Genomic DNA, 15392 nt, shown 5'->3' with positions numbered 1-15392 from the left:
ACGCGTCGTACGTGGAAGTTGCCGGAGGCCTCATCGAGGGGCTGCTGTGGTTCTTTATCGCGCTCCTGTGGATCCGCTTCGTCGTGGACTGGGTGCAGATCTTTGCGCGCTCCTGGACCCCTGGCGGGGTCCTGCTGGTCGCGCTCGAGGTCGTCTACTCGATCACGGACCCGCCGATCAAGGCGCTGCGGCGGGTCATCCCGCCGCTGCGTATCGGTAGCGTCACGCTCGACCTGAGCTTCCTGATCGTGATGATCGCTGCTTATGTACTGCTCCAGGTCAACCGGCAGATCTTCTTCGGCTGACCTGGGACGCGCGGTGCTGGATGCTTCGGTGACCAGCACAGGCGCTATTGTTCGACGGACAGTTACTCGACGAGAATGAATGGGTGAGGTCATGCCGCTGACGCCTGAGGACGTGAGCAACAAGCGCTTTACTCCCGTCCGGCTCCGCGAGGGCTACGACATGGGTGAGGTCGATCAGTTCCTCGACGAGGTGGAGGCAGAGCTCGCGCGGCTCACGAAGGAGAACGACGACCTCAGGTCGAAGCTCACCGCCGCGCAGTCCGGTGCTCCGGCGCCCGCAGCGCCCCAGCCCGTGGTCGAGAAGACGCCCGAGCCCGAGCCGGAGCCCACGCCGGTTCCGACGCCCGAGCCGGTCGTCGCTGCGACGCCGGTGGAGACGATCCGGGTCGAGACGGTCCCGCAGGCCTCCAACGCGGCTGCGCGACTGCTCGAGATCGCGACTCGCAACGCCGACGAGCTGGTCGAGGAAGCGAAGAACGAAGCGGACAAGATCATCGCCGAGGCCCGGACCAAGTCCGAGCGTCTCGACGTGGAGTCCCGTACCAAGGCCGACCGGCTCGAGGCCGACGCTCGCACGCGTGCGCAGATGCTCGACTCCGAGACGGCCGAGCGTCGCCGGCAGATGTTCGGCGATCTCGAGAAGGAGCGCGACAAGCTCAACGGCGAGGTCGAGAACCTGCGGTCGTTCGAGCGCGAGTACCGCTCCCGGCTGAAGAGCTACTTCAGCCAGCAGCTCGAGTCGCTCAACACCGGCTCGGAGGCCCCGGCCTCCGGCGGTGACGAGGCGCCGGCGCCCAAGCGCCTGCGCTCGATCCTCGGCGAGGACGACGCCTGATCCGATCCACCTCGACACCGGCCGTTCCCTCGGGGACGGCCGGTGTCGTCGTCTACGGTGCGGCGGATTGGAGCGGCCACCGGTCAGCGGCTACCCTCCCTGCACCCACTGTGGCACGAACCACAGGCGCTCGAACGGCCGAGGAGGCCCGCTCATGGCACGCTCCACGAGGAAGTCGATCGCCGGTACGGCGAAGGCAGCAGCCCGCACCGTGATGTCCCGGCGGGCGCCCGCGAAGGCGGCGGCGACCACGAGCTCCAGCTCGACCGCGAAGAAGGCAGCGCCGGCGAAGAAGGCGGCTCCGGTCAAGAAGGCGGCTCCCGCGAAGAAGGCAGCGCCGGTCAAGAAGGCAGCCCCCGCGAAGAAGGCAGCCCCCGCGAAGAAGGCAGCCCCGATCAAGAAGGCAGCTCCCGCGAAGAAGGCGGCCCCCGCGAAGAAGGCAGCCCCGGTCAAGAAAGCAGCCCCCGCGAAGAAGGCAGCGCCGGCCAAGAAGACGCCCGTGAAGAAGGCAGCGCCGGCCAAGAAGACGCCCGTGAAGAAGGCCGCCCCGGCCACGAAGGCCACTCCCGCCAAGAAGGCAGCTCCCGTGACGAAGGCCGTACCCGCCAAGAAGGCAGCCCCCGCGAAGAAGGCGGCCCCCGCCAAGAAGGCGCCCGCCCGCAAGACCGCGCCCAGCGCGCTCGTCGTCGGCGCCGGCGAGGCAGCCTGGACGAAGGCCGAGCTCAAGGAGGTGCTGGACGAGCTGCACGAGCAGCGCACGCACAGCCGCGAGGTCGTCGAGGGCCTCGACAGCGACCTCAACGGCCTGATGCGCGACTCCGGCGACGGCGCCGGACAGGACCAGGCCGATGTGGGCGCCAGCAGCTTCGAGCGCGACCACGAGCTGATGGTGCTCAACAGCGAGCGCGACAAACTGGCCCAGATCGAGCGGGCGCTCGCGCGCATCGACGACGGCACCTACGGGGTCTGTGAGTCGTGCGGCAACCCCATCGGCAAGATGCGGCTCATGGCCTTCCCGCGTGCCACACTGTGCATGACATGCAAGCAGCGCGAGGAGCGTCGCTGACCGGCGACCACGAGGTAGACCCACCCGCCCGACCCCGGAGCTCACGGGCCCGCCTGCTGGCGGTCTTCGGGCTGGTCGCCGCCACGATGTACGCCGTGGACGTGGTCTCCAAGATCATCGCCGTCGACCGACTGACCGACCGTCCGGACGTCCAGGTCGTCGGTGAACTGCTCGTGCTCCACCTGGTCCGCAACCCGGGCGCCGCGTTCAGCACCGGGACCGGCTACACCCAGGTGTTCAGCTGCCTCGCGATCGTCGCGATCGTGGTGATCTGCTACTTCGCCCGCCGGATCGGCAGCCTCGGCTGGGCCTTCGCCTTCGGGTTCCTGCTCGCCGGTGTCGCGGGCAACCTCACCGACCGGCTCGTGCGGGGGCCGGGTCCGCTGCGCGGCCACGTCATCGACTTCTTCATGCTGCCGCACTGGCCGGTCTTCAACGTCGCCGACATCAGCATCGACATCGCGGCCGGACTCATCCTGATCCAGGTGTTCCGCGGCGTACGCCTCGACGGCACCCGTGCCGCGCACGCGCCCGAGGCCCAGCCCGGGACGGGTGCCGAGTGAGCGGCCAGGCCGACCACCGGGTCCTGACGATCCCCGAGGCGATGGCCGGCGAGCGCGTCGACGCCGCCATGGCGCGCCTGTTCGGGCTGTCCCGCACCCGCGCCGCCGACCTGATCGCCGCCGGGCACGTGGAGCTCGACGGGGCCTCCGTCGCCAAGAGCGACCGGGTGCTCCCAGGCGCGGTCCTCGACGTCCGCATCCCGGTCGAGATCAACCCGCTCGAGGTCGTCCCGGAGGTCGTGGAGGGCATCCGGATCCTCCACGACGACGACGCGATCGTGGTGATCGACAAGCCCGTCGGCGTCGCCGTGCACCCCTCGCCCGGCTGGTCCGGCCCGACCGTGGTCGGGCACCTCGCCGGCGCGGGCTTCCGGATCTCCACCAGCGGCGCCTCCGAGCGCCAGGGCATCGTGCAGCGGCTCGACGTGGGCACGTCCGGCGTGATGGTGATCTGCAAGTCCGAGCACGCCTACTCGGTGCTCAAGCAGGCCTTCCGTGACCGGACGGTCGACAAGGTCTACCACGCTCTCGTGCAGGGCCACCCCGATCCTCTCGAGGGCACGATCGACGCCCCGATCGGCCGGCACCCGAAGTCCGACTGGAAGTTCGCGGTGATGGCGGACGGCCGCCACAGCGTCACCCACTACGAGACCCTCGAGGCGCACCGCTTCGCCAGCCTGCTCGAGGTCCACCTCGAGACCGGCCGCACCCACCAGATCCGGGTGCACATGGCCGCGCTCAAGCACCCGTGCGTCGGTGACCTCACGTACGGCGCGGACCCCACGCTCGCCAAGCGGGTCGGGCTCGAGCGTCAGTGGCTGCACGCCATGCGCCTGGGCTTCGAGCACCCGGACACGGGGGAGCACGTCGAGTACGAGTCGACCTACCCCGCCGACCTCGAGCACGCGCTCGAGGTCATCCGAGATGCCGACTGAGCTGACCCTGCGGCCGGCCACCGCGGACGACGCCGCTGCGGTGACGACCGTGCACCTCGCCTCGCGGGCCGCGGCGCCGATGCCGCCGGGCATCCACACCGACGCCGAGGTCGGCGCGTGGCTGGCCGGACGCCTGGAGCTGGACGACGTCTGGGTCGCGGAGACGGACGGCGTGCCGGTGGGCTACGCCCGGTTCACCGAGACCTGGCTCGACGACCTGTACGTCCTCCCGGCGTACGCCGGCCAAGGGGTCGGATCCGCCCTCCTCGAGGTGGTCAAGGCCCAGCGCCCGGCCGGCTTCAGCCTGTGGGTCTTCGAGACGAACGCGCCCGCCCGTGCGTTCTACGCCCGCCACGGACTGGTCGAGCGCGAGCACACCGACGGCTCGGAGAACGAGGAGCGCGCTCCCGACCTCCGCGTGGAGTGGACCGGCGCCGGCTCGTAGCGCCGGTCAGTCGACCCGTCCCGGAGGCTACGCAGCGCCGTCACGCGTCCGGAAGGCTGCGCACCCACCGCCGCCACCGGGTGTCGGCGGTGGGTGCCACCATCGTCCCCTGCGGTCGCGTAGTCTGGCGTCCTTCCCCAAGGCGCCGCCACGACGTGATCGTGGCCCCGTTCTTGCACGCCCGCACGACCCGCCCGACACCGCCGTACAGACCAGCCGAGGAGTGGCCCGCGCCGATGGCTTCAGGCTCCCAGGACTCCTTCGTCCACCTCCATGTCCACACCGAGTACTCGATGCTCGACGGGGCGGCCCGCCTCGGCGCGCTGGCGGACCGTACGGCGGAGCTGGGGATGCCCGCGATCGCGATGACCGACCACGGCAACGTGTTCGGCGCCTACGAGTTCTACAAGAAGGCGAAGAACGCCGGGGTCAAGCCGATCATCGGCATCGAGGCCTACTTCGCGCCCAACATCTCGCGCTTCGAGCGCAAGGGCGTCAACTTCTACGGCGGCGGTCCTGACGACGTCTCCAACCGTGGCGCCTACACCCACATGACCCTGCTCTCGGAGAGCACCGAGGGCATGCACAACCTCTTCCGGCTCTCCACGGGCGCCTGGCGCGACGGCTTCTTCAAGCACCCGCGGATGGACCGCGAGCTGCTGTCCCGGCACGGCAAGGGCATCATCGGCACGACCGGGTGCCCGTCGGGCGAGGTGCAGGTCCACCTCCGGCACGGGGCGTACGACGCCGCTCGCCAGACGGCGGCCGACTTCCAGGACATCCTCGGCAAGGACAACTACTTCCTCGAGCTGATGGACCACGGGCTCGACATCGAGCGCCGGGTCCGCGACGGCCTGCTGCGCCTGGCCAAGGACCTCGAGATCCCGCTGCTCGCGACCAACGACTCGCACTACGTCAACAGGGAGGATGCCAAGAGCCAGGAGCACCTGCTCTGCATCAACTCCGGCTCCACGATGGACATCCCGGCCGGTGACGGCCCGGGGCAGCGGTTCGCGTTCAACGGCGACGGCTACTACATCAAGTCCGCGCGGGAGATGCGCGACCTGTGGCGCGACTTCCCCGAGGCCTGCGACAACACCCTGCTGATCGCCGAGCGCTGCGACGTCTCCTTCACCGAGGGCAACGGCACCTTCATGCCGCGGTTCCCCTGCCCGGAGGGCGAGAACGAGGACTCCTGGCTGGTCAAGGAGGTCGAGAAGGGGCTGCACTACCGCTACCCCGCCGGCATCCCCGACGACGTGCGCAAGCAGGCCGACTTCGAGGTCGGCGTCATCACCCAGATGGGCTTTCCGGGCTACTTCCTGGTGGTCGCCGACTTCATCAACTGGGCGAAGGACAACGGCATCCGGGTCGGCCCCGGCCGCGGCTCAGGCGCCGGCTCGATGGTCGCCTACGCGATGCGCATCACCGACCTGGACCCGCTGGTCCACGGCCTGATCTTCGAGCGCTTCCTCAACCCCGACCGCGTCTCGATGCCCGACTTCGACATCGACTTCGACGAGCGCCGGCGCGGCGAGGTCATCCGCTACGTCAGCGACAAGTACGGCGACGACCGCGTCTCGATGATCGTCACCTACGGCACCATCAAGGCCAAGCAGGCCGTCAAGGACTCCTCGCGGATCCTCGGCTACCCGTTCGCGATGGGTGACCGCATCACCAAGGCGATGCCCGCCGCCGTGATGGGCAAGGACGTCCCGCTCCAGGAGATCTTCAACGCCGAGCACAAGCGGTTCGGCGAGGGCGGCGAGTTCCGGGCGCTGTACGACGCCGACAACGACGTCAAGCGCGTCGTCGACACCGCCATCGGCATCGAGGGCCTCAAGCGCCAGTGGGGCGTGCACGCCGCCGGCGTGATCATGTCCAGCGAGCCGCTGCTCGACATCATCCCGATGCTCAAGCGGCCGGCCGACGGCGCGATGATCACGCAGTTCGACTACCCCACCTGCGAGGCCCTCGGGCTGATCAAGATGGACTTCCTCGGCCTGCGCAACCTCACCGTCCTCGACGACGCGGTGCGCAACATCGAGGCCAACCGCGGGGAGACCGTGGTCCTCGAGGAGCTCGAGCTCACCGACGAGGCGACGTACAAGCTCCTCCAGCGCGGCGACACCCTCGGCGTCTTCCAGCTCGACGGCGGCCCGATGCGTGCCCTGCTGCGCAGCATGCGTCCGGACTCGTTCGAGGACATCTCCGCCGTCGGCGCGCTCTACCGCCCCGGACCGATGGGCGCCGACTCCCACAACAAGTACGCCCGCCGCAAGACCGGCCGCGAGCCGGTCGAGGCGCTGCACCCGGAGCTCGCCGAGGCCTTGGAGGACGTGCTCGGCGAGACCTACGGCCTGATCGTCTACCAGGAGCAGGTCATGGCGATCGCGCAGAAGCTCGCCGGCTACACGCTCGGCCAGGCCGACATCCTGCGGCGCGCCATGGGCAAGAAGAAGAAGGAGGAGCTGGACAAGCAGTTCGCCGGCTTCTCCGCGGGCATGACCGAGCGCGGCTACTCCGCGGGCGCCATCAAGACGCTGTGGGACACCCTGCTGCCGTTCTCCGACTACGCGTTCAACAAGGCCCACTCCGCGGCGTACGGCCTGGTCTCCTACTGGACCGCCTACCTCAAGGCCAACTTCCCCGCCGAGTACATGGCGGCCCTGCTGACCTCGGTCAAGGACGACAAGGACAAGTCCGCGATCTACCTCAACGAGTGCCGCCGGATGAAGATCCAGGTGCTGCCGCCCGACGTCAACGAGTCGTCGGCGAACTTCACGCCCGTCGGCAACGACATCCGCTTCGGGCTGACCGCCGTCCGCAACGTCGGCGCGAACGTGGTCGAGAAGATCGTCGAGGCTCGCAAGGAGAAGGGCCGCTACGAGCACTTCAACGACTTCATGGAGAAGGTGCCGGCCCTGGTCTGCAACAAGCGCCTCATCGACTCGCTGGCGCGAGCAGGCGCCTTCGACGACATGAAGCACAAGCGGAAGGCGATCATCGCCATCCACGAGGAGGCCGTCGACAAGTACGTCGACTCGAAGCGGAACACCGACACCGGTCAGGACTCCATGTTCGACATGCTCGACGCCGCGGACATCGGCTCCGCCGCGACCTGGGTCGACGTCCCCGATCACCTCGACGAGTGGGACAAGATGACCCTGCTCGGCCACGAGCGGGAGATGCTCGGCCTCTACGTGTCCGACCACCCGCTGCTCGGCCTCGAGCACCTGTTGGCCAACAGCTCGGACTGCACCGTCGGCCAGCTGATGCTCGACGAGGACCGTGCCGACGGCAGCCCGATCACGATCACCGGCCTGGTGACCGGCGTGCAGCGCAAGATCACGAAGCGCGGCGACGCCTGGGGGATGGTGACCCTCGAGGACCTCGACGGCGCGATCGACGTGCTGCTCTTCCCGAGCTCGTGGCAGCTGTCGGGCCACATGATCTCCGAGGACGCGATCATCACGGTCAAGGGCCGGCTCTCCCGCAGCAAGGACCAGCCCGAGATCATGGGCCAGGAGGTCAGCCTCCCGGACCTGTCCGACGGACCCTCCGGACCGGTCGTGATCAAGCTCCCGCAGACCAGGGTCAACGCCGACACCGTGGACCACCTCAAGGAGGTGCTCCGGACCCATCCCGGGGTGACCGAGGTGCACCTGAAGGTGCTGATGCGGGAGAAGACCCTCGTCATGCGGATCGGTGACCACCACCGCGTCACGCCGAGCCCGGCGCTCTTCGCGGACCTCAAACAGCTGCTCGGACCCGGATGCCTGGCCGGATGAGCACCCCCAGCACCGGACGGATCGCCCTCCAGCTCGGTCTCGTCGTCGCTGCCCTGGCCGCGGTCGGGGCGCTCGCGGGCGTGGTCTGGCAGTGGATCTGGACCCCCACGGCGGGCGTCGTGGTCGACCACCGCTGGACGGCCGGCGACGCGCTCGGCCTCCAGCACGAGTTCTCGGGGACCGGCTGGTACGTCGTGGTCGGCACAGCCGCCGGGCTGCTGGCGGGCATCGTCATCGCGCTGGTCGCCGACCGGGTGCCGCTGCTCACGTTGGCAGCGGTCGTCATCGGCTCGGTCGTCGCGGCCTGGCTGATGCTGACGGTCGGCACCGCCCTCGGACCCGCCGACCCGGCCGTCCTGGCCAAGACCGCCGCCGACGGCACCAAGCTGCCGATGCAGCTGACCGTCTCCGGGCGCAGCCCGTGGATCTCGCTGCCGAGCGGTGCCCTGATCGGTCTGGTGCTGGTCTTCATCGGGCTGTCGCCCCGGCATCCGGCGCCGCGGGCGGAGTCGGTCACCGACGACGCCGTTGCTGGGTAGTCTGCTGCCACCTCGTCGGCACGGGCCGGCGCATCGATCGTGAGGGATAGACGTGTCCTACGACCTTCCGCCCGGACCGCCGCCGACCGACCCGCCCGGGAGCGGACCGGAGACCCTGGACAGCCGTGGGGGTGCTCGGCTCACGTCGTCGACGGGCCCGGCGCCGGTCCGCGGACGGCGTACGGCCGTGATCGCTGTCGTCGGAGCGCTCGGCGTCGTGGCCGTCGGCGGTGCCGCCTGGGCGGCGTGGTCGTTCCTCTCGACGGGGGCACAGCCGGCCGAGGCCCTCCCGGCGAAGACGATCGCCTACGCGAGCGTGGACCTCGACCCCAGCGGTGGCCAGAAGATCGAGGCGCTGCGCACGCTCAAGAAGTTCCCGGCGTTCGAGGACCAGGTCGGCCTCGACACCGACGACGACGTCCGCGAGTGGATCTTCGACCAGATCCAGGACGAGTCCGGGTGCGCCGACCTCGACTACGACGACGACATCGCGCCCTGGCTGGGCGACCGGTTCGCCGTCGCTGCGGTCGACACCGGTGGGGACACGCCGACCCCGGTCTTCGTGGTGCAGGTGTCCGACGCGGACGCCGCCGACCAGGGCCTGGGCAAGCTGCGCGAGTGCGCCGGCGGTTCCGACAACGTCGCGTGGCACATCGACGGCGACTGGGCTCTGCTGGGTGAGGACCAGAAGACCGTCGACGGGATCGCCGACGACGCCGCGGACTCCTCGCTCGCGGACGACGACGACTACCAGCAGTGGACCGACGCCGCGGGTGACTCCGGCATCGTGTCGATGTACGCGGCGCCGGCAGCCGGCAAGGTCCTGGCGGACAACCTCGGCGGCCTCGGCGGCCTCGCGCTGGGGTCCAGCGCGCTCGCCTGCCCGGCGCCGTGCTCGGGGGTCTCGCTGACCGACGGCGAGACGGCCCCCGACGAGGTGACCGACGCGCTCAAGGACTTCAAGGGAGCGGCCGCCACGATCCGATTCGACGACGGCGGGCTCGAGCTCGAGCTGGCCGCGGACCCGGCCGCCACCGGCCAGGCCGTGACCGGTGGCGACGACGGCGCGGAGGCCGTCTCGGCGCTGCCCGACGACACCGCCGCGGCGATCGGGCTGAGCTTCGAGAAGGGGTGGCTGACCGACCTCGTCGACCAGTTCGCGAAGGCGTCGGGGGAGTCGTCCGACGACCTGCTGGCGGAGGCGGGTGAGCAGCTCGGCATCGAGCTGCCCGGCGACGTCGAGACCCTCGTCGGGGAGTCGCTGACGCTCGCCGTCGACGGTGACTTCGACCCGTCGTCGATCACCGGGCTCCCCGGGGTCGACGGCAACGCGGGCCCGAGCGGCATCGGCGTCAAGGTCATCGGAGAGGCCGACGACATCGAGGGAGTCCTCGACAAGCTGCGCGCCTCGGCCGGCGGTGCCGACGGTGGTGTCCTCGACAGCGACTCCGACGGCGACGTCGTCGCGATCGGCCCGGACGCCGACTACCGCAAGGTGCTGCTCGAGAACGGTGGTCTGGGCGACTCCGACCCGTTCAAGACCGTCGTCGAGCACGCGGACGACGCGGCCGCGATCCTGTACGTCAACTTCGCTGCTGGCGACCACTGGCTCGCCGAGCTCGCCGGGGACGACGCCGAGGTCCGCGACAACCTCAAGCCTCTCGAGGCCCTGGGCATGAGCGCCTGGGTCGACGACGACACCGCGCATGCCGTCCTCAAGATCACGACCGACTGACGCTAACGCCCGATCGGGGCGACGATCGCGCGGGTGACGCGCACCAGGTCGTCGGGGGAGATCTCGAGATCCAACCCCCGGCGACCGGCCGAGACGAAGATCGTGGCGTGCGTCGACGCCGACCGGTCGAGCACGGTCGGGTGGGCGCGCTTCTGGCCGATCGGCGAGATCCCGCCGGCGACGTACCCGGTCGCCCGCTCGGCGGCGGCCAGGTCGGCCATGGCGGCCTTGCTGCCGCCGACGGCCCGGGCCAGGGACTTGAGGTTGAGCTGGCCGGACACCGGGACGATCCCCACGGTGAGGACCCCGTCGACGCTGGACATCAGGGTCTTGAAGACGCGGCCCAGCTCGACCCCGAGCGCCTCCGCGGCCTCCAGGCCGTAGGACTCCGCACGCGGGTCGTGGTGGTACTCATGCAGGGTGAACTCGATGCCCGCGCGCGACAGGGCGACGGTCGCCGGCGTCCCGCCGGTGGGTCTCCTGGCCATCAGTTCGGCGACCACCGCGTGCGGGCCACCTCGGTGGCCGGCAGCGACGGGATGACGTTCATGGCGCGCAGCTCGGCGCGCAGCAGGTCCGTGAGCAGGACCAGCCGGTCGGTGGCGTCCTCGGCCTCCAGGAGCGACTGGCGCTCCGACATCGGCAGCGGCGCGACGGCGGCCAGGGTCCAGGAGAGGTACGTCGGGTCGCGGGGGAGCGCGCCGTCGTACGGGTCGCTGCGCAGGTCCGCCAGGGCGACCCGGTAGGCCGTGAACGCCGCCCGGGCACGCTCCAGCACCTCCTCGGGCACCGGCGTCGAGGTGTCCGGCCGGTCGGCGACGTGGCCGACCGGGAACGTGCCCGACGTGTCGAGGCGCTCGAGCTCGATCCGCTCCAGGCCGACCGCGACCACGTCGAAGGTCCCGTCCGGGTGGCTCTCGACCTCGGTCAGCTGCATCCGGCAGCCGATCCGGTAGAGCGACTGCGCGCCGTGGTCGCCGACCTCGTAGCCCTCGCGGATCCCGACCGACCCGAACGTCCGCCCGATCGGGTCCTCGATGCGCAGCAGGTGGTGCACCAGCGCCCGGTAGCGGTCCTCGAAGACCTTGAGCGGCACGCTGAGCCCGGGGAACAGCACCGCGTTCAACGGGAACATCGGCAGCGTGTCGCTCACACCTCCAACCTAGTCGGTCCAGCCACTGTCGCCGATCCGCCGCGACAGGCGCGCGCTCGTAGAATCGATGCATGATCCAGCGCATCGACCTGCGAGGAGCCGACCGCACCGCGGTCGACTACCGCGCAGCCGTGCCCCGTGCCGACTTCGACGTCGAGGCGGCGGTGCCGGCGGTGCATGCGATCTGCGAGGCGGTGCGCACCCGTGGCCTGGACGCGATCCGCGAGTACGGCGAGCGCTTCGACGGCGTGACCGTCGACGACATCCGGGTCCCGCCCGGCGCCACCGCGGAGGCTCTGGAGCAGCTCGACCCGGCGATCCGGGCCGGTCTCGAGGAGTCGATCCGGCGGCTGCGGCTGACCTGCGCCAACGAGCTGGAGCACGACGCCGTCACCGACCTCGGGCCCGGCGCCCGCGTGACGCACCGCAAGGTGCCGGTCGACCGGGTCGGCCTCTACGTGCCCGGAGGTCTCGCGCCGCTGGTCTCCAGCGTGCTGATGAACGTCGTCCCTGCGCAGACCGCCGGCGTCCGCTCGATCGCGCTCTCCAGCCCGCCGCAGCGGGAGTTCGGCGGCCAGGTGCACCCGACGATCCTGGCCGCGTGCGCGCTGCTCGGCGTCGAGGAGGTGTACGCCGTCGGCGGCGCCCAGGCGATCGCCATGTTCGCGTACGGCGTGGGCTCCTGCGCCAAGGTCGACCTGGTCACCGGTCCGGGCAACATCTACACGGTCACCGCCAAGCGGCTGCTCAAGGGCCAGGTCGGCATCGACTCCGAGGCCGGCCCGACCGAGATCGCGATCCTCGCCGACGACACCGCCGAGGCGGCGTACGTCGCCGCCGACCTGGTCAGCCAGGCCGAGCACGACCCGCTCGCCGCGGCCGTGCTCGTCACGACGTCGGAGCGGCTCGCCGACGACGTCGACGCCGAGCTCGACAAGCAGGTCTCGGCGACCAAGCACGTCGAGCGGATCCGCACCGCGCTGACCGGCAACCAGTCCGGGATCGTGCTCGTCGACGACCTCGAGCAGGGCCTCGACGTCGTCAACGCGTACGCCGCCGAGCACCTCGAGATCCACACCGCGGACGCGTCGTCGTACGCCGCCCGGGTGCGCAACGCCGGCGCGATCTTCGTCGGGCAGCACGCCCCGGTCAGCCTCGGCGACTACTGCGCCGGCTCCAACCACGTCCTGCCGACCGCGGGCTGCGCCTGCCACAGCAGCGGCCTGTCGGTGCGCGCGTTCACCAAGTCGGTGCACGTCGTCGACTACAGCCGCGACGCGCTCGCCGAGGTCGCCGACCACGTCGTCACCCTCGCCAACGCCGAGGACCTGCCCGGTCACGGCGCCGCGGTGTCCGTCCGGTTCCAGCAATGAGCTGGCCGCCGCTCCGCGAGGAGCTGCGGGGCATCGAACCGTACGGCGCCCCGCAGCTGGACGTGCCCGTCCAGCTCAACGTCAACGAAAACCCCTACGGGCCGTCGCTCGCCTGCACGGCCGACATCGCGACCGCCGTCGCGACCGCCGCGACCACGCTCCACCGCTACCCGGACCGCGAGTTCACCGAGCTGCGCACCGCGCTCGCGGCGTACCTCTCCCGCGACACGCCCCACGGCATCGCGCCCGAGCAGGTGTGGGCGGCCAACGGCAGCAACGAGGTGATGCTCCAGCTGCTGCAGGCGTTCGGAGGGCCGGGCCGGACGGCGCTCAGCTTCGCGCCGACGTACTCGATGTACCCGGAGTACGCCCGCGACACCGTCACGGAGTGGGTCGTCGGGCACCGGGAGAGCGACTTCTCCCTCGACCTCGACCACGCTCGCGACCTGGTCAAGGAGCGGCAGCCGAGCGTCATCCTGCTGCCGAGCCCCAACAACCCGACCGGCACCGCGCTCCCGCCGGAGGCGGTCGGGATGCTCTGCGAGGCCGCCGGGGACGGCATCGTGGTCGTCGACGAGGCGTACGGCGAGTTCCGGCGCACCGGCGTGCCGAGCGCGGTCGAGCTGCTGCCCGAGCACCGCAACCTGGTCGTGTCCCGGACGATGAGCAAGGCCTTCGCTGCGGCCGGCCTCCGGCTCGGCTACCTCGCCGCCGACCCGGCGATCTGCGACGCGATCCGCGTCGTCCGGCTGCCCTACCACCTCTCGTCCGTCACCCAGGCGGCCGCGCTCGCTGCTCTCCGGCACGCCCCCGAGCTGCTCGGCAAGGTCGACGAGCTGCGCGCGGAGCGGGACACGACCGTCGACTGGCTGCGGGCCCAGGGTCTGCAGGTCGCGGACTCCGACGCCAATTTCGCGTTGTTCGGGACCTTCGCGGACCGTCATGCTGTCTGGCAGGGACTGCTCGACCGGGGGGTGCTGATCCGGGAGACCGGCCCCGACGGGTGGCTGCGGGTGTCGATCGGCACGGCAGACGAGATGATGGCCTTCAAGAACGCACTGACCGAAGTCGTAGAACAGGACGTGTCATGAGCAGGACTGCGCGCATCGAGCGTCAGACCAAGGAGTCGAAGGTCATCGTCGAGGTCGACCTCGACGGCAGCGGCCGCACCGACGTCTCGACCGGTGTCGGCTTCTTCGACCACATGCTCGACGCGTTCGGTCGGCACGCGCTGCTCGACCTGACCGTGCAGACCGAGGGCGACACCCACATCGACGCCCACCACACGGTCGAGGACACCGCGATCGTGCTCGGCCAGGCGCTGCGCCAGGCACTCGGCGACAAGGTGGGCATCCGCCGCTTCGGCGACGCCACCGTGCCGCTCGACGAGGCGCTGGTGCAGGCCGTCGTCGACGTCTCCGGCCGCCCCTACTGCGTGCACACCGGCGAGCCCGAGGGTCAGCAGTACGTCGTGCTCGGCTCGGACTACCTGGGCTCGCTGACGCAGCACGTCTTCGAGTCGATCGCCTTCCACGGCCACTTCGCGCTGCACGTGCGCGTGCTCGCCGGGCGCGAGCCGCACCACATCGTCGAGACGCAGTTCAAGGCGTTCGCCCGGGCCTTCCGTGACGCGGTCGCGCTCGACCCGCGCGAGACGGGCGTCCCCTCCACCAAGGGTTCTCTTTGAGCACTCCGAACGTCGTGGTGCTCGACTACGGGTCGGGCAACCTCCGCTCCGCCGTGCGCGCGGTCGAGCGCGCCGGCGCCGAGGTCACGCTCACCGGTGACTTCGACGCGGCGCTCAACGCCGACGGTCTGCTGGTCCCGGGCGTCGGCGCGTACGCCGCCTGCATGGCCGGCCTGCGCGCGGTCAAGGGCGAGCGGATCATCGGCCGCCGGCTCGCCGGGGGTCGTCCGGTGCTGGGCATCTGCGTCGGCATGCAGGTGCTCTTCGAGCGCGGGGTCGAGCACGGCGTCGAGACCGAGGGCTGCGACGAGTGGCCCGGCGTCGTCGAGCGGATCCAGGCGCCCGTCGTGCCGCACATGGGCTGGAACACCGTGGACGTCCCCACCGGCAGCACGCTCTTCGACGGCATCGAGGACGAGCGCTTCTACTTCGTGCACTCCTACGCCGTCCGCGACTGGACGCTCGAGACCAACGACCGCACCCGCCCGCCGCTCGTCACCTGGGCCGAGCACGGTGGGGACCGGTTCGTCGCGGCCGTCGAGAACGGCCCGCTGACAGCCACCCAGTTCCACCCCGAGAAGTCCGGCGACGCCGGCGCCGCCCTGCTGCGCAACTGGGTGCAGTCGCTGTGAGCAAGGAACGCGCGCAGCGCCGAGCGGAGCGGGAGGCGGAGACCGCCGCGGCCGCTGCCGCCCGGGCGGCGGAGGCCGAGCGCAAGGCGCGTCGCGATGCTCGGGTCTCGACGCTGACACGGTGGCTGCCGAAGCGGCGGACCACTCCCACCGGCGTGATCGCGGCCCGCAACCGGACCCGCACGCGGATGCTCGTCGTGTCGGTGCTGGTGCTCAACGTGCTGGTCTGGGTCGCCTCCGGCGACTGGGCCGTGCGGATGCTCGCCCTCGCGCTGAGCGTGCTGATCGCCCCGATCCTCCTGATCCTGATGACGAACTGACCGGAGAACACGA

General features: G+C 70.7%; 16 protein-coding genes. 14 read left to right on the top strand and 2 right to left on the bottom strand.

Annotation, left to right across the window (positions count from 1 at the left end; genetic code table 11):
• Positions 1–11 precede the first annotated feature (11 nt).
• From ABEA34_RS23510 to ABEA34_RS23470, 9 genes are all read left to right on the top strand, one after another.
• Positions 12–305, top strand: a complete 294-nt coding sequence (locus ABEA34_RS23510) for a YggT family protein (protein WP_345524193.1) — start codon at positions 12–14, stop codon at positions 303–305.
• A gap of 91 nt (positions 306–396) precedes the next feature.
• Positions 397–1140, top strand: a complete 744-nt coding sequence (locus tag ABEA34_RS23505) for a DivIVA domain-containing protein (RefSeq protein ID WP_345524192.1) — start codon at positions 397–399, stop codon at positions 1138–1140.
• A 154-nt stretch (positions 1141–1294) separates the two neighbouring features.
• Complete coding sequence (locus tag ABEA34_RS23500; RefSeq protein WP_345524191.1) at positions 1295–2206, top strand: TraR/DksA family transcriptional regulator; 912 nt, start codon at positions 1295–1297, stop codon at positions 2204–2206.
• Positions 2179–2769: a signal peptidase II gene (lspA, locus tag ABEA34_RS23495; protein ID WP_345524190.1), complete on the top strand. Its 591-nt coding sequence runs from the start codon at positions 2179–2181 to the stop codon at positions 2767–2769. Before ABEA34_RS23500 ends, lspA begins: the two co-directional genes overlap by 28 nt.
• 41 nt (positions 2770–2810) lie before the next feature.
• Positions 2811–3704 carry an RluA family pseudouridine synthase gene (locus tag ABEA34_RS23490; protein WP_345524324.1) on the top strand — a complete coding sequence of 298 codons (894 nt, stop codon included), beginning with the start codon at positions 2811–2813 and terminating at the stop codon, positions 3702–3704.
• On the top strand, positions 3694–4149 hold the full coding sequence (locus tag ABEA34_RS23485) for a GNAT family N-acetyltransferase (RefSeq protein WP_345524189.1): 456 nt from the start codon (positions 3694–3696) through the stop codon (positions 4147–4149). Before ABEA34_RS23490 ends, ABEA34_RS23485 begins: the two co-directional genes overlap by 11 nt.
• A gap of 236 nt (positions 4150–4385) precedes the next feature.
• Positions 4386–7940 carry a DNA polymerase III subunit alpha gene (gene dnaE, locus ABEA34_RS23480; RefSeq protein WP_345524188.1) on the top strand — a complete coding sequence of 1185 codons (3555 nt, stop codon included), beginning with the start codon at positions 4386–4388 and terminating at the stop codon, positions 7938–7940.
• Entirely contained in the window at positions 7937–8479 is a 543-nt protein-coding gene (locus tag ABEA34_RS23475; protein ID WP_345524187.1) for a hypothetical protein, read from the top strand. Before dnaE ends, ABEA34_RS23475 begins: the two co-directional genes overlap by 4 nt.
• Positions 8480–8531: 52 nt before the next feature.
• The gene (locus tag ABEA34_RS23470) at positions 8532–10214 is read left to right on the top strand and encodes a DUF3352 domain-containing protein (protein WP_345524186.1); all 1683 of its coding nucleotides are present in this window, start codon (positions 8532–8534) and stop codon (positions 10212–10214) included.
• 2 nt (positions 10215–10216) lie between these two features.
• Here ABEA34_RS23470 and ybaK read toward each other — a convergent pair whose 3' ends face one another.
• Both ybaK and ABEA34_RS23460 read right to left on the bottom strand, forming a co-directional pair.
• On the bottom strand, positions 10217–10702 hold the full coding sequence (ybaK, locus tag ABEA34_RS23465) for a Cys-tRNA(Pro) deacylase (RefSeq protein WP_345524323.1): 486 nt from the start codon (positions 10700–10702) through the stop codon (positions 10217–10219).
• Positions 10702–11367 carry an LON peptidase substrate-binding domain-containing protein gene (locus ABEA34_RS23460; protein ID WP_345524185.1) on the bottom strand — a complete coding sequence of 222 codons (666 nt, stop codon included), beginning with the start codon at positions 11365–11367 and terminating at the stop codon, positions 10702–10704. The genes ybaK and ABEA34_RS23460 overlap by 1 nt, the downstream gene beginning before the upstream one ends.
• 71 nt (positions 11368–11438) lie before the next feature.
• Between ABEA34_RS23460 and hisD the strand changes: the two genes are divergently transcribed.
• From hisD to ABEA34_RS23435, 5 genes are read left to right on the top strand one after another with little or no spacing between them, the layout of a single operon-like run.
• Positions 11439–12740 (top strand): histidinol dehydrogenase, encoded by a 1302-nt coding sequence (hisD, locus tag ABEA34_RS23455; RefSeq protein WP_345524184.1) that lies wholly within the window; start codon positions 11439–11441, stop codon positions 12738–12740.
• Complete coding sequence (locus ABEA34_RS23450; protein WP_345524183.1) at positions 12737–13831, top strand: histidinol-phosphate transaminase; 1095 nt, start codon at positions 12737–12739, stop codon at positions 13829–13831. The genes hisD and ABEA34_RS23450 overlap by 4 nt, the downstream gene beginning before the upstream one ends.
• Entirely contained in the window at positions 13828–14427 is a 600-nt protein-coding gene (gene hisB / locus ABEA34_RS23445) for an imidazoleglycerol-phosphate dehydratase HisB (RefSeq protein ID WP_345524182.1), read from the top strand. Before ABEA34_RS23450 ends, hisB begins: the two co-directional genes overlap by 4 nt.
• A complete protein-coding gene (gene hisH, locus ABEA34_RS23440) occupies positions 14424–15059 on the top strand; it encodes an imidazole glycerol phosphate synthase subunit HisH (protein WP_345524181.1) in 636 nt (211 codons plus the stop codon). The genes hisB and hisH overlap by 4 nt, the downstream gene beginning before the upstream one ends.
• Positions 15056–15379, top strand: a complete 324-nt coding sequence (locus ABEA34_RS23435; RefSeq protein WP_345524180.1) for a hypothetical protein — start codon at positions 15056–15058, stop codon at positions 15377–15379. The genes hisH and ABEA34_RS23435 overlap by 4 nt, the downstream gene beginning before the upstream one ends.
• Positions 15380–15392 lie beyond the last annotated feature (13 nt).

The organism is Nocardioides conyzicola, assembly GCF_039543825.1.
Classification (GTDB): domain Bacteria; phylum Actinomycetota; class Actinomycetes; order Propionibacteriales; family Nocardioidaceae; genus Nocardioides; species Nocardioides conyzicola.
This window is presented reverse-complemented; position numbering and strand designations above follow the sequence as displayed.

Excerpts from the sequence above, each read along its gene's own strand:
- ybaK (WP_345524323.1), bottom strand. The coding sequence starts at position 10,702 with ATGGCCAGGAGACCCACCGGCGGGACGCCGGCGACCGTCGCCCTGTCG.
- ABEA34_RS23485 (WP_345524189.1), top strand. The coding sequence starts at position 3,694 with ATGCCGACTGAGCTGACCCTGCGGCCGGCCACCGCGGACGACGCCGCT.
- hisB (WP_345524182.1), top strand. The coding sequence starts at position 13,828 with ATGAGCAGGACTGCGCGCATCGAGCGTCAGACCAAGGAGTCGAAGGTC.
- hisD (WP_345524184.1), top strand. The coding sequence starts at position 11,439 with ATGATCCAGCGCATCGACCTGCGAGGAGCCGACCGCACCGCGGTCGAC.
- ABEA34_RS23450 (WP_345524183.1), top strand. The coding sequence starts at position 12,737 with ATGAGCTGGCCGCCGCTCCGCGAGGAGCTGCGGGGCATCGAACCGTAC.
- ABEA34_RS23490 (WP_345524324.1), top strand. The coding sequence starts at position 2,811 with ATGGCCGGCGAGCGCGTCGACGCCGCCATGGCGCGCCTGTTCGGGCTG.
- lspA (WP_345524190.1), top strand. The coding sequence starts at position 2,179 with ATGCAAGCAGCGCGAGGAGCGTCGCTGACCGGCGACCACGAGGTAGAC.
- ABEA34_RS23475 (WP_345524187.1), top strand. The coding sequence starts at position 7,937 with ATGAGCACCCCCAGCACCGGACGGATCGCCCTCCAGCTCGGTCTCGTC.
- ABEA34_RS23505 (WP_345524192.1), top strand. The coding sequence starts at position 397 with ATGCCGCTGACGCCTGAGGACGTGAGCAACAAGCGCTTTACTCCCGTC.
- dnaE (WP_345524188.1), top strand. The coding sequence starts at position 4,386 with ATGGCTTCAGGCTCCCAGGACTCCTTCGTCCACCTCCATGTCCACACC.
- ABEA34_RS23500 (WP_345524191.1), top strand. The coding sequence starts at position 1,295 with ATGGCACGCTCCACGAGGAAGTCGATCGCCGGTACGGCGAAGGCAGCA.